This window comes from Serratia liquefaciens ATCC 27592, assembly GCF_000422085.1.
Lineage (GTDB): Bacteria > Pseudomonadota > Gammaproteobacteria > Enterobacterales > Enterobacteriaceae > Serratia > Serratia liquefaciens.
In genome coordinates this window covers 4,016,708-4,037,369 of sequence record NC_021741.1, presented here as the reverse complement: position 1 = coordinate 4,037,369, position 20,662 = coordinate 4,016,708, and the positions used below count along the sequence as shown (strand labels likewise).

General features: G+C 52.7%; 27 protein-coding genes and 1 other RNA gene. 16 read left to right on the top strand and 12 right to left on the bottom strand.

Translation table 11 applies throughout. The features are described from left to right. Window positions 1–36: 36 nt before the first annotated feature. The gene (locus M495_RS18955) at window positions 37–1,041 is read left to right on the top strand and encodes a helix-turn-helix domain-containing protein (RefSeq protein ID WP_041415635.1); all 1,005 of its coding nucleotides are present in this window, start codon (window positions 37–39) and stop codon (window positions 1,039–1,041) included. A gap of 267 nt (window positions 1,042–1,308) precedes the next feature. After that, on the top strand, window positions 1,309–1,647 hold the full coding sequence (locus M495_RS18950) for a DUF2002 family protein (protein WP_020828289.1): 339 nt from the start codon (window positions 1,309–1,311) through the stop codon (window positions 1,645–1,647). A gap of 27 nt (window positions 1,648–1,674) precedes the next feature. Here the strand turns inward: M495_RS18950 and M495_RS18945 are convergent, their stop codons facing one another. Beyond that, entirely contained in the window at window positions 1,675–2,121 is a 447-nt protein-coding gene (locus M495_RS18945) for a DUF1198 family protein (protein ID WP_020828288.1), read from the bottom strand. A 66-nt stretch (window positions 2,122–2,187) separates the two neighbouring features. Continuing rightward, window positions 2,188–2,526, bottom strand: a complete 339-nt coding sequence (locus M495_RS18940; protein ID WP_020828287.1) for an MbeD/MobD family mobilization/exclusion protein — start codon at window positions 2,524–2,526, stop codon at window positions 2,188–2,190. A gap of 173 nt (window positions 2,527–2,699) precedes the next feature. Here M495_RS18940 and smrA point away from each other — a divergent pair, with 173 nt between their 5' ends. Then, the gene (gene smrA, locus M495_RS18935; protein WP_041415633.1) at window positions 2,700–3,272 is read left to right on the top strand and encodes a DNA endonuclease SmrA; all 573 of its coding nucleotides are present in this window, start codon (window positions 2,700–2,702) and stop codon (window positions 3,270–3,272) included. 49 nt (window positions 3,273–3,321) lie between these two features. On the opposite strand, the gene M495_RS18930 is transcribed toward smrA, so the two are convergent. Next, window positions 3,322–3,735 (bottom strand): DoxX family protein, encoded by a 414-nt coding sequence (locus M495_RS18930; RefSeq protein ID WP_020828285.1) that lies wholly within the window; start codon window positions 3,733–3,735, stop codon window positions 3,322–3,324. A gap of 118 nt (window positions 3,736–3,853) precedes the next feature. On the opposite strand from M495_RS18930, the gene M495_RS18925 reads away from it, so the two are divergent. Together M495_RS18925 and M495_RS18920 are read left to right on the top strand one after the other, a co-directional pair. Continuing rightward, window positions 3,854–4,132, top strand: a complete 279-nt coding sequence (locus tag M495_RS18925; protein WP_020828284.1) for a GNAT family N-acetyltransferase — start codon at window positions 3,854–3,856, stop codon at window positions 4,130–4,132. Window positions 4,133–4,343: 211 nt separating this feature from the next. Then, window positions 4,344–4,850: a DUF1543 domain-containing protein gene (locus tag M495_RS18920; protein ID WP_041414871.1), complete on the top strand. Its 507-nt coding sequence runs from the start codon at window positions 4,344–4,346 to the stop codon at window positions 4,848–4,850. Window positions 4,851–4,954: 104 nt separating this feature from the next. Here the strand turns inward: M495_RS18920 and M495_RS18915 are convergent, their stop codons facing one another. Next, on the bottom strand, window positions 4,955–5,689 hold the full coding sequence (locus M495_RS18915) for a class I SAM-dependent methyltransferase (RefSeq protein WP_020828282.1): 735 nt from the start codon (window positions 5,687–5,689) through the stop codon (window positions 4,955–4,957). Between the two features lie 161 nt (window positions 5,690–5,850). On the opposite strand from M495_RS18915, the gene M495_RS18910 reads away from it, so the two are divergent. Next, a complete protein-coding gene (locus tag M495_RS18910; RefSeq protein WP_020828281.1) occupies window positions 5,851–6,303 on the top strand; it encodes a GNAT family N-acetyltransferase in 453 nt (150 codons plus the stop codon). Window positions 6,304–6,329: 26 nt separating this feature from the next. On the opposite strand, the gene M495_RS18905 is transcribed toward M495_RS18910, so the two are convergent. After that, entirely contained in the window at window positions 6,330–7,001 is a 672-nt protein-coding gene (locus tag M495_RS18905) for a winged helix-turn-helix transcriptional regulator (RefSeq protein WP_020828280.1), read from the bottom strand. Window positions 7,002–7,265: 264 nt separating this feature from the next. Here M495_RS18905 and M495_RS18900 point away from each other — a divergent pair, with 264 nt between their 5' ends. Next, window positions 7,266–8,051, top strand: a complete 786-nt coding sequence (locus tag M495_RS18900; protein WP_048761091.1) for a MipA/OmpV family protein — start codon at window positions 7,266–7,268, stop codon at window positions 8,049–8,051. A 190-nt stretch (window positions 8,052–8,241) separates the two neighbouring features. Here M495_RS18900 and M495_RS18895 read toward each other — a convergent pair whose 3' ends face one another. Continuing rightward, window positions 8,242–9,177 carry a LysR family transcriptional regulator gene (locus M495_RS18895; RefSeq protein ID WP_020828278.1) on the bottom strand — a complete coding sequence of 312 codons (936 nt, stop codon included), beginning with the start codon at window positions 9,175–9,177 and terminating at the stop codon, window positions 8,242–8,244. Between the two features lie 136 nt (window positions 9,178–9,313). On the opposite strand from M495_RS18895, the gene M495_RS18890 reads away from it, so the two are divergent. From M495_RS18890 to M495_RS18880, 3 genes are read left to right on the top strand one after another with little or no spacing between them, the layout of a single operon-like run. Continuing rightward, window positions 9,314–9,967, top strand: coding sequence for a DUF3313 domain-containing protein (locus tag M495_RS18890; RefSeq protein ID WP_020828277.1), 654 nt, complete (start codon window positions 9,314–9,316; stop codon window positions 9,965–9,967). A gap of 40 nt (window positions 9,968–10,007) precedes the next feature. Beyond that, window positions 10,008–10,358, top strand: a complete 351-nt coding sequence (locus M495_RS18885; protein ID WP_020828276.1) for a DUF3302 domain-containing protein — start codon at window positions 10,008–10,010, stop codon at window positions 10,356–10,358. A gap of 6 nt (window positions 10,359–10,364) precedes the next feature. After that, window positions 10,365–11,501, top strand: coding sequence for an HlyD family secretion protein (locus M495_RS18880; protein WP_020828275.1), 1,137 nt, complete (start codon window positions 10,365–10,367; stop codon window positions 11,499–11,501). 99 nt (window positions 11,502–11,600) lie between these two features. Here M495_RS18880 and ssrA read toward each other — a convergent pair. Together ssrA and smpB are read right to left on the bottom strand one after the other, a co-directional pair. Beyond that, window positions 11,601–11,964, bottom strand: a transfer-messenger RNA (tmRNA) gene (ssrA, locus tag M495_RS25150). 49 nt (window positions 11,965–12,013) lie between these two features. Further along, window positions 12,014–12,496: an SsrA-binding protein SmpB gene (smpB, locus tag M495_RS18875; protein WP_020828274.1), complete on the bottom strand. Its 483-nt coding sequence runs from the start codon at window positions 12,494–12,496 to the stop codon at window positions 12,014–12,016. Between the two features lie 161 nt (window positions 12,497–12,657). Between smpB and M495_RS18870 the strand changes: the two genes are divergently transcribed. Next, on the top strand, window positions 12,658–13,092 hold the full coding sequence (locus M495_RS18870) for a type II toxin-antitoxin system RatA family toxin (RefSeq protein WP_020828273.1): 435 nt from the start codon (window positions 12,658–12,660) through the stop codon (window positions 13,090–13,092). Continuing rightward, a complete protein-coding gene (locus M495_RS18865) occupies window positions 13,085–13,369 on the top strand; it encodes an RnfH family protein (protein WP_020828272.1) in 285 nt (94 codons plus the stop codon). The genes M495_RS18870 and M495_RS18865 overlap by 8 nt, the downstream gene beginning before the upstream one ends. Before the next feature lie 114 nt (window positions 13,370–13,483). Here the strand turns inward: M495_RS18865 and bamE are convergent, their stop codons facing one another. The 3 genes from bamE to nadK all read right to left on the bottom strand — a co-directional run bounded on the left by bamE (window position 13,484) and on the right by nadK (window position 16,562). Next, window positions 13,484–13,822, bottom strand: a complete 339-nt coding sequence (gene bamE, locus M495_RS18860) for an outer membrane protein assembly factor BamE (protein WP_012146393.1) — start codon at window positions 13,820–13,822, stop codon at window positions 13,484–13,486. A 113-nt stretch (window positions 13,823–13,935) separates the two neighbouring features. Further along, window positions 13,936–15,597, bottom strand: coding sequence for a DNA repair protein RecN (gene recN, locus M495_RS18855; protein WP_020828271.1), 1,662 nt, complete (start codon window positions 15,595–15,597; stop codon window positions 13,936–13,938). A gap of 86 nt (window positions 15,598–15,683) precedes the next feature. Next, window positions 15,684–16,562 carry an NAD(+) kinase gene (gene nadK / locus M495_RS18850; protein ID WP_020828270.1) on the bottom strand — a complete coding sequence of 293 codons (879 nt, stop codon included), beginning with the start codon at window positions 16,560–16,562 and terminating at the stop codon, window positions 15,684–15,686. Between the two features lie 124 nt (window positions 16,563–16,686). On the opposite strand from nadK, the gene grpE reads away from it, so the two are divergent. Beyond that, a complete protein-coding gene (grpE, locus tag M495_RS18845; RefSeq protein WP_020828269.1) occupies window positions 16,687–17,259 on the top strand; it encodes a nucleotide exchange factor GrpE in 573 nt (190 codons plus the stop codon). Window positions 17,260–17,310: 51 nt separating this feature from the next. Here grpE and ung read toward each other — a convergent pair whose 3' ends face one another. After that, window positions 17,311–17,994, bottom strand: coding sequence for a uracil-DNA glycosylase (ung, locus tag M495_RS18840; RefSeq protein WP_020828268.1), 684 nt, complete (start codon window positions 17,992–17,994; stop codon window positions 17,311–17,313). Between the two features lie 346 nt (window positions 17,995–18,340). On the opposite strand from ung, the gene grcA reads away from it, so the two are divergent. From grcA to M495_RS18825, 3 genes are all read left to right on the top strand, one after another. After that, window positions 18,341–18,724, top strand: a complete 384-nt coding sequence (grcA, locus tag M495_RS18835) for an autonomous glycyl radical cofactor GrcA (RefSeq protein ID WP_020828267.1) — start codon at window positions 18,341–18,343, stop codon at window positions 18,722–18,724. 186 nt (window positions 18,725–18,910) lie between these two features. Continuing rightward, window positions 18,911–19,873: a DUF2974 domain-containing protein gene (locus tag M495_RS18830; protein ID WP_020828266.1), complete on the top strand. Its 963-nt coding sequence runs from the start codon at window positions 18,911–18,913 to the stop codon at window positions 19,871–19,873. After that, window positions 19,866–20,621, top strand: coding sequence for an ankyrin repeat domain-containing protein (locus M495_RS18825; protein WP_041414867.1), 756 nt, complete (start codon window positions 19,866–19,868; stop codon window positions 20,619–20,621). Before M495_RS18830 ends, M495_RS18825 begins: the two co-directional genes overlap by 8 nt. Window positions 20,622–20,662: the final 41 nt, after the last annotated feature.

Genomic DNA, 20,662 nt, shown 5'->3' with positions numbered 1-20,662 from the left:
CTGTTGATTCCGTGTGCAAACGACAAGACCTTGATGATGCCGCTTATTCCTCTCACATTTCTGTTCGGCCTGCTGTGCCTGGGGCTGCTGTATCGCCTAGGTCGTCCAACGGCGCGGCGCTGGGTCTTTCAGCTATTGTTGTTGCTGTGCGCGTGGCAAAGCCTGCTGGTGGGTATCCGTTATGGCTACGGCATAACGCAATTCAATGGGCTGCAACCGTTCGGCGCGATGGCGATCCCTTCACTGGCTTATGTCGCGTTTTTGGTGAGTACCCAGGGCCGTTTGCGGCGGCGCGAACTGTGGCATCTGATGCCACTGTGCCTGACGCTGTTGGCCAGCCTGACGGCGCCCTTTTTGCTGGATGCCATGATTGTCGGGGGTTATCTGGGGTATGGAGCCGCATTGCTGTATGCGTTGCGGCGCGGTGAAAACGCTTTGCCGCAGGTGGCGCTGGCGGAAAGTTGGCTGAGCTATCGACTGTGGCGCGGTTTGGGGGGCTTGCTGATCATGGTGGCGGTAGCCGAAGGGGTGATTGCGCTCGACTTTTCCCTGTTTGACGGGCGGCACGCCGGTTGGCTGGCAACGATCGATAATCTGTTGGTGGCGTTGAGCCTATGCCTGGTGCTGTCGCGCAGCCGACCTGCGGAAAGCCCGGTTGAGGTCATATCGGAAACGGCGGATAGCGGGGGGGAAGATGAGGATCAACTGGCCGAGTGGTTTGAGCGGGTGCAACAACGGCTGCGGCAAGATGACTTCTACCTGGAGCCTGAGCTGAACCTGGCCCGGCTGGCGCGCAAGGTGGGCTTGCCGGCGCGACGGGTTTCGCAGGCTATCAATCGGCATACGGGAATGAATGTGTCGCAATATGTGAATCAACTGCGTATTCGTCAGGCGGCGCAGTGGTTGCTCGCCGGTGATGAGCCGGTGACTGATATTATGCAAAAGGCCGGATTCACTACCAAATCGAATTTTAACCGCGAATTCTTGCGCATTCAGGGTGTGAGCCCAAGTGAATGGCGCAGGCAACAACAGCGGCTTTAAATAATACTTTGTTATCCCTTGCCGGGTTTGGATCGGAACTATGCTAAATGCTGTTGATGAGCCGTACGGGCGTGCCGTCAATCTCTTGATTTTGCGGTACTGAGGGTGTTTCCGGGCGTGATGTTGACGCTGCGCCTGTTGTTGCAAAAACGGCAAAATACCTGGTTAAGGAATATTCCTAAACCCACATCCATACCGAAAAATTTATTGTTTCATCTCATGATTACGGTAAGGTCGCTCAGCGGTCCAGAACGAGAGGAGAAATCGATGTATTTACGGCCGGATGAAGTGGCTAGAGTGTTGGAGAATACGGGATTTGAGCGTGATTATGTCACCGATCAAGCCTATGGTTACCGCAAGGGTGAGCACTACGTGTATGTGAATCGTGAAGCGCGGATGGGCAGAACCGCGTTGGTGATCCACCCGGCGCTGAAAGAGAAAAGCGTGCATTTTGCCACGCCGACCTCGCCGATACGCACCAGCGATCAGTACCTTGAGTTTCCCCTGGATTTAAGCAGCGATACCCCGAGTGCGCGTTATGGCATTCCCCACGGTTTCAGCTCGCGTGACGCGCTTTCGCGCTATATCTACAGCATGTTTCTGTAATGCCTCCCCCGCCTGCGGGGGACATCTTCACCAATTGGCAATGGCTTCCTGGTTAAAACGCTCGTTGTAGGCGCGGCGGAACTGTGCCAGCTCGAAAGCATCGATATCGAGATCGGCAAAATAAAACAGCGCGGCTTCGGTGTGCTCGGCATGTAACTCTGGCGACAGACCGGCACGCAGCAGGGTTTCCCGCCACAGGGCAATCTGGTGGTCGTCTGCCTGTTTGATAAAGGTCAGATAGATAAACAGCAAATAGGCCGCCTGGTGCATCTCTTCGGTGTAACCGTTGTTCAGCATGCGGATAAAGGTCTGGCTGTTGCGGCTACCCATCTCCTGAATCATCGATTCAATCAGCATAGGTTTCACTTTCAACAGGTGGGCCAGAGAGTCAATGGCTTTGCGGGTATCGGAAGTCAGAATGCGGTAACCAATAATAAATACAACGATCAGGGCAGCGATGATGATCCAGGTCATTTATGATTTATTACACTCTCGGAACGCCAGTATTTGGCAGGAGGCGCTGCAGGACAGCGCCCGGTGTCAACGCTGTTCGCCGCTGAAATTGTCGGCTGCCCGCTGCTGATTGCGCAGGTGGTGGTTGAAGCTGGCGGCATCTTTGGCCAGTGCGTCCAGATGGGCGCCCAGCATTTTAATTTGCTTCACCAATGCGTGCTGCTCCGGCACTGAACTGGCGGTGCTCAGCTTGCGTACCAACTGTTCGTTCTGCATACGCAGTGCGACTTCGCGCTGTTTAGCCTCTTCCAGCAACTGCTGCAGGGCCTGATAGCTGTGCTGCCATTCACGGTGCTGCTTTTCGAAGCTGGCCTGCAACTCACTCATGGCATTTTGAAACTGGGTTTCCAGCTCGCGCATTTTCATGGGATCGATCCTTTGCGGCACTCAATAATGGTTTTGCAGTATAACGAAAACTGCACAGAACCTCACCCGTTGACGACGATTGCGGAAAATTCCCGGCTTGCAACCGGAGCTGTGGGTCTTACAATCAGGCTTATTCCGGCATGAAAGGCTTAGTGTCCAAGAGTGGCTTTGAGATGAGCAACCAAGACAAAGATTTTTTTGAACAGGCGATGGCGGATGTCATTCCGTTATCCCGCGGCCCCGAGACGTTGTACTTGAAGCCGCAGGAGACCATGGATAAGCGCGCGCGCCGTGAAGCGCAGGCGCTGCAGCAGGAAAACTTTCTCAGTACCGGCTTTCTCGAACTGATCCCCTGTGAGCAACCGTTGGAATATAAAGGCGAGGGCATTCAACAGGGCGTGCTCGACAAGCTGAGCCATGGCCGCTACCCGCCACAGGCCAGTCTGAACCTGTTGAAACAGCCGGTGGAAGCCTGTCGGCAAGCTCTGTTCCGCTTTATTGTGCAGGCGGAAAAGCAAAGTCTGCGTTCGCTGCTGATCGTTCACGGCCGTGGGCGAGATGATGAAAGCCACGCCAACGTGATCCGCAGCTATGTCGCCAAGTGGCTGGCCCAGTTTGAGCAGGTGCAGGCTTTTTGTCGGGCGTTGCCGCGCGATGGCGGTGAAGGTGCCTGTTACGTGACGTTGCGCAAATCTGCACAGGCGAAAGCCGATAACTTCGAACGTCACGCCAAACGTAGTCGATAAACGGGGCAACAGAAGGCCAGCCGGTAGCGGGGCCACCGGCTGGTGGGGGTTATTTATTGAAGAATTTATAATCCAGTGAATAACGTCCGGCGCCGGTGACCGCCAGCAGCAACAGCCCGCCAATAATGCTGATGTTTTTGAAGAAGTTTATTTCATTGCCCATCATTTCCATGCCGGTCATTTTCCAGAATGGGTGGCCGATAAACGCGGTGCCGAGTACGTAAAGGGCAAAAATAACCGCGATAGGGCGGGTAAATAACCCAAGAATAAGCGCAATGCCGAAAAAGAACTCCACCACCACGGCGATAATCGCCGCTAAATAAGGCATGGGCGTACCATACCCTTCCATTGCCGTGACGGTTGCACCAAAGCCAACCAGCTTCATCCAGCCAAATATGATAAACAGGATCATCAACAATATTCGGGATAGCAGAATAACGCCGTCTTTTGAGCTTTCACCCATTTTGAACTCCTCAGCCACTGTCACAATTATGTTGTGTTACTGATTAAAGAGTAGACTAATATTGGCTTTGTTGTAGCGACAACCGAGAGTTACGCACTTTTTTATAGGAATAAATTCTATGGATCTTAAATTTTTGGAAGATGAAAAGCGTTTCTATATAAACGATCAGCAGGGGAAGATGATTGCCGAGATATCTTTTGTGCCCAGCGGCGATAAATTAACCATCATTGATCACACCTGGGTTGACGAAGTGCTAAAAGGCCAGGGGGTAGGTAAAAAGTTGGTGGCGCTGGTGGTCGCCAAAATGCGCGCGGAAAACCGCAAAATCATTCCGTTATGCCCGTTCGCCAAACACGAATTCGACACCACACCAGAATATCAGGATATACGCGCCTGAAACCTAGCGGGGCGTAACCACGTCCCGCTGCTCAGCACATGCCAAAGTTGCTACCACTGCGTTGGCCGGAACCTGCGGTCTTTGCGCGTAATCCATGCTGATAAGCTTTCCCCCCAATAGCGAACTCGCTCTTTGTGGCAGCGCTGGTTGCATAATAATCGCTATATAATATATTACATAACGATTATTAAAACAGAGGGATAGCCATCTAATGCCGGGATTATTGATGTTCTATGTGGGCGGCACCGCACCGGGTGCCAATATCGAATTGCACGACGTACAATTCGTTGCAGCGGAGCGGCCAGAACAGGCTTATCCCTTGCTGCGCGAGAAATGGTTTGGCGATAAGAACAAGGTGCATGTTGATGGCTATTCGCGTATTGAATGGGCGGATGGCTATGACGTGGCGCTGAAGGCTGAGCCGTTCGTCGGGCCGGAGAAGCTGTTCTTCGTTAACGTGGGCGGTTACCGCAGTGACGAGTTGGCTGAGCTGCACGAGTTTGGCCTGTTTGTCGCGCACAGTGCGGATGAAGCCAAAGAAAAAGCCAAGCAGACGCTACTGACCGGCAGCTTCAAGCAGCATAAGGATGATCTGGCTGAGGTGGACGATTGCCTGCTGTTGCAGTCACTGCAAGGTTACCATGTTCATTTGCAGGCCAATGCGCAGGGTAAAGCGGCGCAACCGCTGTGGCAGGGCTATTTGCCGATCGGCGAGTAGAACGTGATAGCGGCGCCGATGCCTGCAACCGCGGCCTAAGCCATTGGGGGGAGGCAGCCTCCCCAATATTGGATGTGTTCAGGATTTATTGCGGAAAAGAAGCATTAAGCAGGTTTATGAGCGGCGAGAATAAAGATCATTGGGCGCTCTTTTTCTTCGTCCAGCGCCGGGTTTTCTGCGATTTGTTGAGCCGAAGGACCCCATTCGTTCAGATAGCTAATGACGAAGCCTTGCCGGATCAGCAAGTTTACGTAGCTGCCAAGCGTGCGGTGCTGCTTGATGACCCCATCTGCCAACCAATTTGAAATCCGCTGACCTTCCTGCTGATAGCCGTTAACCGGCCACGACTTCTGCCCGTTTTGATCGACCCACCATCCCTGATGCTGCGGTGCGGTATAAATGGGGTGCTCAGCGGTGAAGATAAACTGCCCGCCAGCCGCCAGCGCCTGATAAACCGTGGCGAACAACCGCGCCAGATCTTCGATGTAGTGCAGCGTCAGTGAGCTGTAGGCGATATCAAAAGACGCCTGCGGCAACTGAAGCTGTTCCAGATCCTGCTGGCGGTATTCAATGCCGGCATCCTGGGTCATCGACTGCGCTTTACCCAGCATTTTTTCTGAGACGTCCAACCCCAGTACGCTTACGGCACCTTGTTCACGAGCGCTGCGGCAGAACCACCCGTAGCCGCACCCGAGATCGACTACCCGCTTGCCGTGCAAATCCGGCAGTATGCTGCGGATAGTCGGCCATTCCGGTGCGCCGTCCAGCCCGTTCACCGAGCGGCTGAGCTGGGCATAGCCGTCGAAGAAGGCCTGATTGTCATAAATATTTTGCGTCATAATGACTCCTGTTTTGGTGAAATCGCTGCCGGTTAAGGGGCAGCGTTGCCATATTATCTGCCCACCCTGCTGATTTCCATGATAAAGGTCGTGCTAACCTCCACGGGTTGCCGCATAATTTTACGCCAGAAAAAGAATGAAAAATCACCTCAGGAAAAGATATGAAGATTATTTCGGTGCGTCAGTCCCCCGAGTTTAAACAGCAAGCGATCGGTTATTTCCAACAACAATGGGCTTCGCAAGAAACGTTGATGATGTATGAGGATGCCATCACTCGTTGCATCGGTGCGGCTAATCCATTGCCGCAGTGGTATTTGCTGGTGGATAACAGTCAGATCCTGGGGTGCGCAGGATTAATCACCAATGATTTCATTAGCCGCGGTGAACTCTATCCATGGCTGTGCGCGCTGTATGTGGAGGAGGCCCACCGTAACCGCGGTTACGGCAGGTTGTTGATTAACCATGTGGCGCAGGAGACTCGTCAGCTGGGTTTCCCACAGTTGCATTTATGTACCGATTTGGAAGGCTACTACGAGAAACAGGGATTTGCCTTTAATGGGTTGGGTTACCACCCCTGGGGTGAGGCTTCGCGAGTGTATACACGGGATCTGTAAGAGGATTAACTGGCTCTGATAGCCAGTTAATAACGCTTTGGCAGCCGGTTAACCGCCAGCAAAATACCTTTTTCGACGGTAATATAATCTCCCTTGCGCAGGTCAGATAATATTTTCATGATGCCACTGCGCGAGAGCTGCGTTCGTTGCTGAATATAGCGTGGAACCGTGGTGGATAAGCGAAAGGCTTCTTTTTCATTCATTAGCATCAGCAAGTGATTGCAGACAACCTCGTAGGCATCGTTGCCTGACAATAACCTGTCGCGGATGCTCAGAGCTTGGATGACATAGGCTTGTATATGCACTAAGTTTTGCCAAAGGTTTTCCCGTGCTAGCGTTTCCAGTACATCACTTTCCTGGTACATCACCAGTTCAACCGGTGATTCGGCCAGGAAAAAGATCAACTCTTTAGGGAAGAAGGTTTCCGCGATACCGGCGAGCGAGGGTTCTCTAAAGTTGGCTATTTTCAAACCATCACTGTCGCGGCATGCGGACATTTCACCGGACTGGAGCAAGAACCAATGCCGAATACCATTGTGAAATAAGCGAATTTTTTTGCCCGCTGGAAAAGAACATTTTTTACCATAGGGCATTAAGGCGTGCTTAATCGCCAAGATATGCTCTATCGGCTTATCATCTTTATTAAATAAAGTGGCTGAGTTTCTTTTCCCAAGAGTGAAGGGAACGTCTGTTTCCATAATGTCATGTTCCAGGGGCGTAAATTTATTACGGTGAAGCCAGGGTCGAATTTTTCCGCATACTATATTATGCCTTGTAGCTATGCAATTATGCGGCTCTGTCTGGTGGGTGGTGGCGGGCAGTGAATGGTAAAATAGGGTGAATGTGATTAAAAATCAATTTGTTGCCTGGTGTGCATTTTTGGACACTTAAGCCGCTATCAGACAATTACCCTGGTGGAGTAGTATGCACGGCGTTTGATGCTCCCACTATGGATGATAATAATGAAACCGTGCTCAGATTTTCTAACTCCTCGCATTAGGGGGAGTAAGTTTAGTATTTCTCTTTCGCTAATTTTTGCTTACCTTATTTATTCGCCTTTTTCAGTTGCAGCGAGCTGGTCCTTAGGGGCAGCTGCGATGGTGAATGATTATGGTTATGTTGATACCGATGCTAAAACCCAGGGATTGCCCACGTTAAACTATGAGAAAGGGAACTTTTATATTCACTCTTTGGCGGCGGGATATTATCTGCTGAATATGCCAAAGGATCAGATTTCGATCATCACCTATTATTCCCCCCTGGGTTTTGATCCGGATGATAGCAATAACAGCCAAATGAAAAAGCTGGATAAGCGCGATGGCACATTAATGGCCGGGATGGCCTTCACCCATAAAGAGAAATGGGGGGTTATTCGCGCCTCGCTGGCTGGTGATACCCTTGATAACAGTAACGGTGTGGTAGGGGACGTGGCCTTCCTGTATCCAATCAAGGCGGGCAAGCTACGCCTTGTTCCCGGTATTGGCGCGGTCTACAACAACGGTAACCAGAACGATTACTACTATGGCATTGGCCATGCGGAGGCAAAAAGCAGCGGTTTCTCAACGTATTCGGCCGGAGAGAGCTGGAGCCCTTATGTGGAGCTGAGCGCCAACTACCAGTTTAACGAACATTGGTATGCCTTGGCGTCAGTGCGTGCCGTGCAGCTGAGCAGTGAAATCACCGATAGCCCAATGGTGGATAAAGATATCTCCAGCCAGGCTTTACTGGGCGGTGGATACCGATTTTAAGCTACATGTTCGTAAGCCTGTGCCGCCTTCAGGGCATGCGTGCCTGTCTGCTCTGGCGACGCGACCAGGTTGCGAACGAAGTGACGATCGGGAAAGACCGGTAAACGAGTAACTGTCGACGGTTCGGAAAGACGAACAGCATCACCTCGCTTCGGCGGGGTTTTGCTTTTAGTGTTTGTGGCCGTTATCGCTAAATCAGGCGCTGCTCATGCAATTTCATATTATGCATGATGCTGTCCATCATCACCTGAACCCTGTGGGGTAACACCCCACGCTGGCGATAAATAAGAAAGGCTTGCATATCGATACAGCGCTCACGTTCAATGCAAGGCATCAGTGACCCCGATTCCAGCGCAGAAGCGACGGAGTAATAAGGGGCATAGACGATGCCAAGCCCCTGTTTTGCCAGCTCGATGGCCGGCAGAATATTGTCGCATATGCTGCTGCCGGTGACTGCTACCTGCATCAATTGGCCCTGAGAACTATAACAGCTCCAGGTATTGTGGCTCCCTCCCAGCACCCGCAAGGTAATGCAGCGATGTGCTGTCAGCTCCTCTGGCTCGACAAGAGGGGCGTTCGCGATATAGTCCGGTGAGGCAAATAACCCGACGCGAAAACGGGTCAGGGGCCTGGCGATCAGGCTTTCATTTTGCGGCTGGAAGAAACTGATCAACAGATCGCAGTCACTGTCGAATACCGCACCGTACTTCTTCTCACGTTCATCCGGATTGCGGGTGACCAAATCGACGATCAGCTCCGGCGATTCGCGTAACAGCGGCGGCAGCAGATAACGGGTCAGGAATGAATGGATACCAATAGGTGCGCCCAGCGTCACCATGCCATTCAGACTGCGTTTATAGGTACCTGATATATCGAGCAGATCGTTATGCTCATCTAACAGCTGAGTGGCTCGGCGTAAAAATTGTTCGCCAAATTCGGTTAGCGACAAGCTGCGCGGGGTCCGTAAGAAGATCTCCAGGCCAAGCCGACGCTCCAGCGCCGTCAGGGTGCGCGACACATTTGACTGTGGCATGTCTAGCCGCTGAGCGGCCTTGCTGACGCTGGCTGTTTCGGCAATGCAGCGAACGATTCTGAGTTCGTCGATCTTGAAGTCTTTTGATTTCACTCTACGCGCCAGTCTGATTTTGTATATCAAAAATGATATACATTTTTGCCTGTATTGTCATATGACTTATCAGTCACTAGCGGGTACTATTTCGATTAATTATTTATTGCTTATTAAATTAATATTGGAAGTTATGATGAGAAAAAAACGTGCGGCCATTTTGCCCTTGGTATTCGTTCTGGCCGCTTGTTCATCCAAGGTCACCGAAAAAGAAAAATATTCTACGTTCCTGAATAATTACAATGATATTACCCAGGGGAAATCGGCCTCCGGTAAGGACGTTTTATATTGGAAACAAACTAACGTTGACTATTCTAAATATAAATATTTGGTTTATCAGCCGATGATCTATTTCCCGCGTCCGAAACCCACTGAGATGGTAAGCCAGCGCGCACTTGATAATATCCTGAACTACACCAACCAGCAGTTTAAGCAGTCCATGGCATCCCATTTTATCTTAGAAGATGTGCCACGTGAAAATACGCTTATTTTCCGAGGGGCTATAACGGCTATCGATACCCATAAGAAAGGGCTTCAGGTGTATGAGGTACTGCCAATCACGCTACTGGTGGCGGCAACACAGAGCGTAACCGGTCACCGCACCATGGAGAGCTCTGTGTATATGGAAGGCGAGTTTATCGATGCTTCGACTAATCAGCCGGTTATCAAAGTGGTGCGCAAAGCGTCCGGAAATAATTTGAATAATGAAAAGGCAAAACTCACCGTAGACGATGTTAAAAATGCCATTGATATCATTGCCAAAGATATCAAAGAGTATAAGACAACATAAGCCTCGATGCGTTATTTAGCGTTACCAGCCAGGGTGTAGCATGTTTCTAGATTATTTTGCTTTAGGCGTATTGATCGCCGTGTTTTTGATTTTATTTTACGGCGTGATAATTATTCACGATATTCCTTATTTGCTGGCCAAAAAACGGCAACATCCCCATCAGGATGCCATTCACGTTGCAGGCTGGGTCAGCCTGTTTACCCTGCATGCTATTTGGCCACTGCTGTGGATTTGGGCGACGTTATATCGGCCAGAGCGGGGATGGGGCATGAGCGAGAAGGCCGAACACCCTGAAGTGCTGCAAGCGCGAATTCATCAGTTACAAAGCGAGTTACAGCGAATGCAGATGCCCGCTGCGGATGAAAGCTCGTCGTCCAATAAAGGGTGTTGAAAGGGTATGGATCTCTTAATTATTCTCAGCTACGTAGCGCTGAGCTACGGCGTTTTCAAACTGTTCCGTATTCCCATCAATAAATGGACCGTGCCGACCGCGGTATTGGGCGGCATTTTTATCGTAGGAGCTTTGATTCTGGGGATGAATTACAACCATCCTTATACCTACCGGGCGCAGAAAATCGCTGTTTCGGTGCCCATTGTTCCCCAGGTATCGGGAGTGATTGTCGAGGTTACGGATAAGACCAATGTGCTACTGCATAAGGGCGATGTGCTGTTTCGCCTGGATGATACCCGCTACCGTGCCCGGCTGAACAAGCTGCAGGCAGATCTTGCCAGCGCGCAGGCGGATGTCAGAACACGACAGGCTACGCTAAATGAGTCCTCGGCCAATGTGCAGCGGGTTTATGCCGAGTATGAACGCACGCGCCAGGATTATCAGCGTTACGCCAAAGGCGCGGCAATGGCAGTTAACCCTTTTTCTGAACAAGACATCAGTCATGCCCGGCAGCAGTATCAAGCGCAATCTGCAGCGCTGCAGGCTGCCAAAGCTCAGCATCAGCAGGCGCAGGAGCGGCTTTCGGGCCACTACAATGGTGAGGACGCCCGCATTGCCAGCCTGAAATCACAGATTGCGGAAGCGACCTACAATTTGGAACAAACGACCATTCGAGCACCCAGCGAGGGTTATGTTACCCAGGTGCTGGCTCGGCCTGGCACCACCGCAGTGCGCTTGCCGTTCAAGCCGGTGATGATTTTTATTCCGCAGCAAAAACGGCAGGTGGTGGCGGTATTCCGTCAAAACTCGATCCTGCGTTTAACCCAGGGCGATAAAGCCGAGGTGGTATTTAACGGCTTGCCGGGGAAAATCTATGGCGGCTCGGTCACGCGGGTACTGCCGATAGTCCCCGACGGCAGCTATCAGGCCAGTGGTGTTATGCAAGGGCTAAACGTTGGTGCTCAGCAGGAGGGGGTTTACGTAATGATCGATTTAGACCCTGTTCCCGCGCTGGACAAATTGCCCGATGGGGTTACCGCACAGGCTGCGGTCTACACCGAGCACTTTGAGCATCTTTCCATCATGCGCAAAGTCCTGCTGCGCATGACCAGCTGGCTGCATTATCTCTATCTGGATCACTAACGACCAGTCTGCGCTACAGACACAAAAAAGCCCGCAACGTGAATTGCGGGCTTTTTCGTTATTGCCACCGGATCTATCTGGGGTCACCGGTGACCTATTTGGTGGAGCTGGGGGGATTTGAACCCCCGTCCGAAATTACTACACCGTCGGCACTACATGCTTAGTCCAATCTTTACATTCGCCGGTCAGCTGCGGATGGACACGCCACTAACAAACTAGCCTGATTGGATTTAACGCTTCAGCCCCAGGCAGGACATCCACGCGATCTCTTTTGGGTTTGACCTCTCTTGATCCCCGTCCTAAGAGCGGAGGCTAGGGAGAGAGGGCTCTTAGCAGGGTATTAAGCTGCTAGGGCGTAGTTTTCGTCGTTTGCGACTATTTTTTTGCGGCTTTTTACGAGGCCAACCGCCCCTCGGCATGCTCCTAGGGCTTCGCAAATCCCGTCGAATCCAGAATCAGCCCCAAGTAACTTTGTGCAGTATACCAGAAGTTTAACCCGTTAAGCCAGAGGCTTATCGGTTGGCGTGCTTCATGATACGGGCTTTCGCCGTCTGCCACTCACGATCTTTGATGTCATCGCGCTTATCGTGTTCTTTCTTGCCTTTGGCTACGCCGATTTTGACCTTGACCCAGGCATTTTTCCAATACATGGACAGGGCTACAACGGTATAGCCTTCACGGTTAACGCGGCCGAACAGCGAATCCAGCTCGCGTTTGTTCAACAGCAGTTTGCGGGTACGTGTCGGGTCGCAGACCACATGCGATGAAGCCACGCTGAGCGGCGTGATGGTGGCGCCAAAAAGATAGGCTTCACCGTCACGGAAGGTCACGTAGCTGTCGCTGAGGTTGGCTTTGCCGGCACGCAACGATTTGACTTCCCACCCTTGCAGGGACAGGCCCGCCTCGATTTCTTCTTCAATGAAGTATTCGAAACGTGCTCGCTTGTTTTGCGCAATGGTGGCTGAACCAGGTTTGTGAGCTTTTTTCTTTGTCATAGTGCGTTCATTATACTGGATGCGTCAGCGAAAGAAATCCTTTACCGCTCAGCACCTGCGCAATTTTTCGCATTTTTGGCTCCTGTCTTGCATAGCAGATTTTTTGTTTGCCGATAGATAAATGGTATGATTTGTATGTTTTGTGTCTCACAGGAAATGATATGCCCCAGATCAGTCGGTCTGCGTTAGTGCCGTTCAGCGCCGAGCAGATGTATCAGTTGGTTAACGATGTTCATTCTTATCCCGATTTTCTGCCAGGTTGTACCGGTAGCCGGGTGATTAACGCGTCCAACAATGAAATGACCGCCGCGGTGGACGTTGCCAAAGCCGGTATCAGCAAAACTTTTACCACGCGCAATACGCTGCTGGATAACCAGAGCATCAATATGCAACTGGTTGACGGCCCGTTCCGCAAGTTGATGGGGGGCTGGCACTTTACGCCGCTCAGTCCGGAAGCCTGTAAGGTTGAGCTGCACCTGGACTTCGAATTTACCAACAAACTGATCGAGTTGGCGTTCGGCAAGGTATTTAAAGAGTTGGCCGGCAATATGGTGCAGGCATTCACCCAGCGGGCGAAAGAGGTTTACAGTGTCTGAGATACGGGTTGAGGTGGTTTATGCCTTGCCGGAGCGTCAGTATCTGCGCAACGTGAAACTGGCAGAGGGCAGCAATGTTGAGCAGGCGATTGTGGCCTCCGGATTGCTGGAACTGCGCAGTGACATTGATTTGCAAAGTAACAAGGTGGGCATTTATAGCCGACCGGCCAAGTTGGGCGATGTGCTCAATGATGGCGACCGGGTGGAAATCTATCGCCCATTGATTGCCGATCCCAAAGAACTGCGCCGTCAACGGGCAGAGAAGGCAAAAAAATAAGGCGCTGAGTGCGCCTTATTTTTTATCAGAATTTTATCTTCCGAGTTGCAGCCTGTGACTGTCATGAAGAACTTGATTCGTCCCTCACGGGCCGGACGATAGTTCCTGTACTGATTATTTGGTCAGCGCAGGCTTGTTCTGAATATCCGTCAATACGCCCGCGCTGTTAAAGGTCAGCGTCAGAGTTTGCTGGGTGATATTTTCATGACCCGGCTGCTGGCGGAACACATAGAACCACGTCTGAGTACCGAACGGATCCTGCAGCATTGGGGTTCCCAATGTATAAGCGACCTGTTGCTGGGTCATACCTTTTTGGATTTTAGCTACGTCGGTTGACGTCAGGTAGTTCCCTTGGTTGATGTCAGGCCGGTAAACCACCTTCTCAAAAGTAGAACAGCCTGCAGTCAGCATCACAAGAACCACAGCGGCGGCAGTCAGCGTTTTACAGCGCATAGTAATCACATTCCTTTAGGGCATAGGATGCCGATGATAATAGACCTTGCAGCAGTTGGAAACCTTTACAGGGCCCCAATATGACCTCAGGAAAGTAAAAAAGTTGAGCTTTTCTATGCAGCAAGCAGTTCTTTTGCGTTCGCCAGGGTGTTTCGGGTGACTTCACTGCCGCCAAGAAGGCGCGCCAATTCTTGCAAACGAGCACGTTTATCCAACGGTGACATCTGCGTTTCGGTTTCCGTGCCGTCAGTCTGCTTGCTGACAAACAGGTGCTGATGCCCACAACCGGCCACCTGTGGAAGGTGGGTGACGCACATGACTTGGGTAGATTCTCCAAGTTGACGCAACAGGCGCCCAACAATGGCGGCCGTCGGGCCGCTGATGCCGACGTCCACTTCGTCGAAAATCAGCGCCGGGGTTTCCATCTTGCGAGCGGTAATCACCTGGATAGCCAGCGCAATGCGGGACAGTTCGCCACCGGAGGCCACTTTCGCCAGCGCTTGCAGCGGTTGGCCTGGGTTGGTGGACACACAGAATTCGGTGCGGCTGGCCCCTTCAGCACTCAAATGCTGCGGCTCGAAGCGAACGTCGATATTAAATTTGCCGTGCGGCATGGAGAGGGCCTGCATGCTGTCGGTAATCAACGTGGTCAGCTCTGCGGCATAGTGCTGGCGCTTCTGGTGCAATTGTTCCGCTAACAGCAGCGCTTGCTGATGATGCAGAGTGACCGCCTCGTTAAGGTGTTCATGGTCGTTCTCTTGCTGCGACAGCAACTGCTGCTCATCCAGCATCTGTTGGTGCAGCTGTGGCAGTTCCTCTGGCGCAACGTGATGTTTCCGCGCCAGGTTAATTTGGCGCGACAGACGCTGTTCCAGTTCTTGCAGGCGGTTGGGGTCCAGATCCATGCGATCGGCATAGTGACGCAGTTCGTCGCTGGCCTCACTGATTTGGATCGACGCCTCTTCCAGCATGTCCAGCAGCCCGCTGAGTTTCTCATCCATGCCGACCAGCTCAACCAGCAGATGTTTGGCGGTGTAAAGCTGGCTCAGCATGTTGTTTTCTTCATCGTCAGCCAGCAATTGCAGGGTCTGCTGGCTGATGGTCAGCAATTGGCCGCTGTTGGCCAGGCGTTTGAACTCCGAATCTATCTGTTCGAACTCACCGGCCACGGGCGCAAACTCGTTCAGCTCTTTCAATTGGTATTGCAGCAACTGTTGGCGTGCGTCGCGTTCGATGGACTGTTGCTGATGATGGGCCAGTTCGCGACAGCTTTGGTGCCAACGCTGATAAGCCTGTTGCATCTGCGCCAACAGGGCAGGTTCGTCGGCATAGGCGTCGAGCAGTTGCTTCTGGTGATCGGGCTTGAGCAGCAACTGGTGGGCATGCTGACCGTGGATTTGAATCAGCAACTGACCGAGTTCGCGCAGTTGCGAAAGCGGCACGGAAGTGCCGTTGATAAAGCCGCGTGAGCGGCCGTCTGCATTGATGACCCGGCGCAGCAAGCACTCATTGCTGTCGTCCAGGTGGTTCTGTTCGAGCCATTGGCGTGCAGAAGGGGTATCTGCCAGTGAAAAACGGGCGCAGATATCGGCACGGGCGGCTCCCAGCCTGACGACGTTACCGTCGGCGCGGTTGCCGAGGCACAGCCCCAGCGCGTCGATGGCGATAGATTTACCGGCGCCGGTTTCACCGGTAATCGCCGTCATACCCGGTTGAAAATCAATTTCCAACTCACGAACGATAGCAAAATTGCTGATGGTCAATTGCGCCAGCATGGGAACCTTCCTGTGTATAAACACATAACTGTAGTTTCATACAGTATAAACTGGTTTTATATACAGTAAAGGGGCTGGCGATATTTTTAGAACAATTTTTTAGACCAGCCCAGCTTGGTGCTTAACGTGTTGAAATAGCTGTAGTCCTTTGGATGAATAAGATTCAAATGGAAATCACTGCGGCGTATCAATACTTCCTCGCCTTCCTGGATAGGCAGTGCGATCTGGCTGTCGCAGCTGATTTCCAGATCGCTGCCGATCTGCGAAAACTTCAGGCGAATGGTGCTGTTGCCGTTGATCACCAACGGGCGGGCCGAGAGGGTATGCGGGAACATCGGCACCAGCGCGATGGCTTCCAGCGATGGCGTCAGGATCGGGCCGCCGGCAGAAAGCGAATAGGCAGTCGAACCGGTCGGGGTAGCGATAATCAGACCGTCAGAGCGTTGCGAGAAGGCGAAGCGATCGTCGATATACACTTCGAACTCGATCATGTGCGCCACTTTACCCGGATGCAGTACCACTTCGTTGATAGCAGTACTGATGCGGCACTGCTGGTTCTCTTTGTGCACGATGGTTTCCAGCAGGAAGCGCTGTTCATCGATGTATTCGCCCTCCAGCACGTCGGCCAGTTGCTGCAGTGCGTTGTCGGGGTCAAGATCGGTCAGAAAGCCGAGATTGCCGCGGTTAACGCCGATCACCTTGATGTCGTAGCGGGCCAGAACGCGGGCTGCGCCGAGCATATTGCCGTCGCCGCCGACCACTACCGCCAGGTCGGCCTTTTGGCCAATATCCGCCAGGCTGCCGGTAACCGCATCTTTTAACCCCAAATCCTGAGCGATTTGGCGTTCAATCATCACTGAATAGCCTCGGGCGACTAACCAGTGAAACAACATCTCATGCGTTGCCAGCGCCGAAGGGTGACGCGGGTGGCCAACAATGCCAATACAGGCGAATTTTTTATTCATTGTTGTGATTTTCCTCACCGGGACCAGTTTATGCCCCACATTGTGACCGGTTGACTTGAAACCCCGGTTTTGATCCCCATAATAAGCCAAGTTGCGAGATTAATGCTAAAACGCGGAGATATTCATGAGTAGTAAAGAACAGAAGACGCCAAACGAGCAAGTCTCGGAAGAAATGGAACAGCAGGAAGTCTTGCCGGAAGCGGCTGAGGGCGTCGATCTGCGGGATGAGCGCATTGCTGAGCTGGAAGCTCAACTGGCCGAAGCCCAGCAGCATGAACGCGACAGCCTGCTGCGTGCCAAAGCGGAAATGGAAAACGTCCGCCGCCGCACCGAGCTGGATATCGAAAAAGCACACAAATTTGCGCTGGAGAAGTTCTCCGGTGATCTGCTGCCGGTGCTGGATAACCTGGAGCGCGCGCTGGAACTGGCGGATAAAAACAATCCGGAACTGACGGCGATGATTGAAGGCATCGAGCTGACGCTGAAGTCCCTGCAGGACGTTGTGCGTAAGTACGGGATTGAAATCGTTGGTGATATTAACGTGCCGTTCAACCCGGATGTGCACCAGGCAATGAGCCTGATGGAATCTGCCGATCACCAGCCGAACCACGTCATGATGGTGATGCAGAAAGGCTATACGCTGAATGGTCGCCTGCTGCGCCCGGCGATGGTGGCGGTTTCCAAAGCCAAGGCTTAAGCCGAATTCAATAAGGAAAAGGCACCTGCGGGTGCCTTTTTTGCGTCTAGGTTATGCCTGCGGCAGTCGCGGTAGCCAGTCGATAGGCGCCAGCCCCTGCTGTTCCAACAGTTGGTTGGTCTGCGAAAAGTGGCGACAGCCCAAGAACCCACGGTGGGCGGAAAGCGGCGATGGATGTGGCGCTTTCAACACGTGGTGGCGGTTGCGATCGATAAAGTTGCCTTTTTTCTGCGCATGCGATCCCCAGAGCAGGAACACGATGCCTTCGCGGTTTTCATTCAGCGCGGCGATCACTCTGTCGGTAAAGGTTTCCCAGCCCAGTTTGGCGTGGGAGTGCGCCTGGCCGCCTTCAACGGTCAATACCGTGTTTAACAACAGCACACCCTGTTCCGCCCAGCTTTGCAGGTAGCCATGGCTGGGGCGCTCAAAGCCCGGGATATCCGTCGCCAGCTCTTTGTACATGTTTACCAGCGAAGGGGGAGCGGGTACGCCAGGGAGCACCGAAAAGGACAGCCCGTGGGCCTGATTCGGGCCGTGATAGGGATCCTGACCGAGGATTACCACCTTCACGTCCGCTAGCTCGGTATAACGAAAGGCGTTGAACACGTCTTTTTGCGGTGGGTAAATGGTCTTACCGGCCTGGCGTTCAGCGGCAACAAAGGCAAGCGTTTCATGAAAATAGGGCTGCTCTTTCTCCTTGCCGATAACATCATGCCAGGTGAGGGAGGTGGACATAAACGCTCTCCTTTGTTTTCGTTAACAATTCACTGGGCATAGCTTACCGTTTAGTGCCACGCAGCGAAACCTGCTTTTCTTTTTCCGCCGCGCTCCTGCATATAAATATTTTTTAAAATTTACAAAAATAATTGCGATGTGCTCTACAGGGAAAATTGACATAAAACATAAACTTGCCCATTCTCGCTCTGTGGGTACCCCGTGAAAATTGACTTTAATCAAAGAATTGCCCCGGCCAGACTGGTATACAGAACAACAAGACAACAATGGTTTTACCAAATGGCCGAAACCAACATTGGGTTTTCTTTCGAAGTAGAATTTTTCGCCCTTGTACGGAGGCAACAAAATGATTACTGGTATTCAAATCACTAAAGCGAACGACCAGGCGCTGGTGAACTCTTTCTGGCTGCTGGACGACGAAACATCAGAAGCCCGCTGCGTTTGCGCTAAAGCCAACTATGCGGAAGATCAGGTGGTACCGGTCAGCGAACTGGGCCAGATCGAGTACCGTGAAGTGCCATTGGAAATGCAATCGACCGTTCGCGTAGAAGGTGGTCAGCACCTGAATGTGAACGTGTTGCGTCGCGAAACTCTGGAAGACGCGGTAAAGCATCCGGAAAAATACCCGCAGCTGACCATCCGCGTGTCCGGCTATGCAGTGCGTTTCAACTCGCTGACGCCAGAACAGCAGCGTGACGTGATTACACGTACTTTTACAGAAAGTCTGTAATTTTACGCACGCTTAATAAGGGAGCTTCGGCTCCCTTTTTTCTTGCCGCAACGGCCAGAAAGTGAATCCGGATCACATTCCTCGCAAAGATAATTCTTCTCATTACAGAACTGCTCCGACCTGCCGATAGCTACATCAGCACCCAATGAGGTGCGGCATTGATAAGTCTATCGACAAGGAGTCGGCATGAGTATGTCTTTGAGTTTTACCTCTGCGGTCAGCCCTGCGGCGATTCAGCCCCCGGCAACGCGCTCGTTGCCAGAGCGTTTGGATCCTTCCCAGCCTACTGAACCCTCGGCATCAAAGGCCCCCGCGGCCACGCTTTCCCAGAATAGCCTGAATGCCCAGAACCTGCTGAACACGCTGGTCAGCGATTTGTCGGCAGCAGCGCCGGCGGCGGCGAATCAGGGTGTGACACGCGGTCAGCAGCCACAGAAGGGGGACTATACGCTGGCGTTACTGGCTAAAGACGTTTACAGCACCGGCAGTCAGGGCGTCGAAGGATTCAATCGGTTGAGTGCCGATGCTTTGCTGGGGGTTGGCATTGATCCTGCCAGTCTGCAAGATGCAGCGTCGGGTTTTCAGGCCGGGATTTACAGTGATAATCAGCAGTATGTGTTGGCCTTCGCCGGCACCAATGATATGCGCGACTGGTTGAGCAACGTGCGCCAGGCGACCGGCTATGACGATGTGCAGTACAATCAGGCGGTATCCCTTGCGAAAAGCGCCAAGGCAGCCTTTGGTGATGCGCTGGTGATCACCGGTCATTCGCTTGGCGGCGGTCTGGCGGCTACGGCAGCGCTGGCAACGGGCACGGTGGCGGTGACTTTTAACGCTGCGGGGGTTTCCGACTATACGTTGAATCGTATGGGGATCGATCCGGCAGCGGCGAAGCAGGATGCACAAGCCGGTGGTATCCGCCGTTACAGCGAGCAATACGACATGCTGACCGGCACGCAGGAATCCACTTCGCTGATCCCGGATGCCATTGGGCATAAAATCACGCTGGCCAATAACGACACCCTGAGCGGCATTGACGACTGGCGCCCTAGCAAACACCTGGATCGCAGCCTGACTGCTCATGGGATTGATAAGGTGATCGGCTCGATGGCGGAGCAAAAGCCATGGGAGATGAAGGCCAATGCCTGAACGGCGGCGCCTATGGCAGACGTTAATGGTCGCCACGCTGGCGGTAATCGCGATCGCCGGTTTGCTGATGATGGCTAAGGAACAACAGATGAATCAGGAAATTTCTCCGTTTAACGGGCGCAGCAATCTGGCACTGGCTCAGGCAGTGGCGCGTGGTGATAGCAACGGGATTGCCGAACAGGCAACTGAGGCGCGCCTGCATGAACAGGGGGACCGTCAGGTTACTTTGCTGCAATGGGCCATACTGTCGCAGCAAACGCAAAGCCTAAGCTCGCTGCTGGCGTTGGGGGCCGATGCGACCACTCCGGGCCTGGATGGCAATAGCGCGTTGCATACCGCCGCTGCGGTGCAGGACCCGCAGTATCTGCGATTGCTGTTGGCACACGGAGTGCCGCTGAATCCGCGCAATGCGGTGACCGGTGCTACGCCGCTGGCCGCGGCAGTCTTGGCGGGGCGTGAGGAGCAAGTACGGCTGCTGTTGGTGTCCGGTGCCGATGTCACCCTTATCGATCGGCTGGGGGATACGCCTTTGCACCTGGCGGCAAAAATCAATGCGCCGCAGTTGGCGCTGATGCTGTTGCAGGCGGGGGCGGACGCCAAAGCGCGCAATCAGCAAGGCGTGGCCTTCCAGTTCTATTTATCGCAGACGCCGACGGCATTGCAGAATGAAGAAATGCGCGATCGCTATCGTCAACTGAACGCCTGGCTGAAAGCCCATCAACAGGCGGCGCAATACGGACAGCAGTAACGGGGCATAAAAAAACCGCCTGCGGAAAAGGAGGCGGTTTT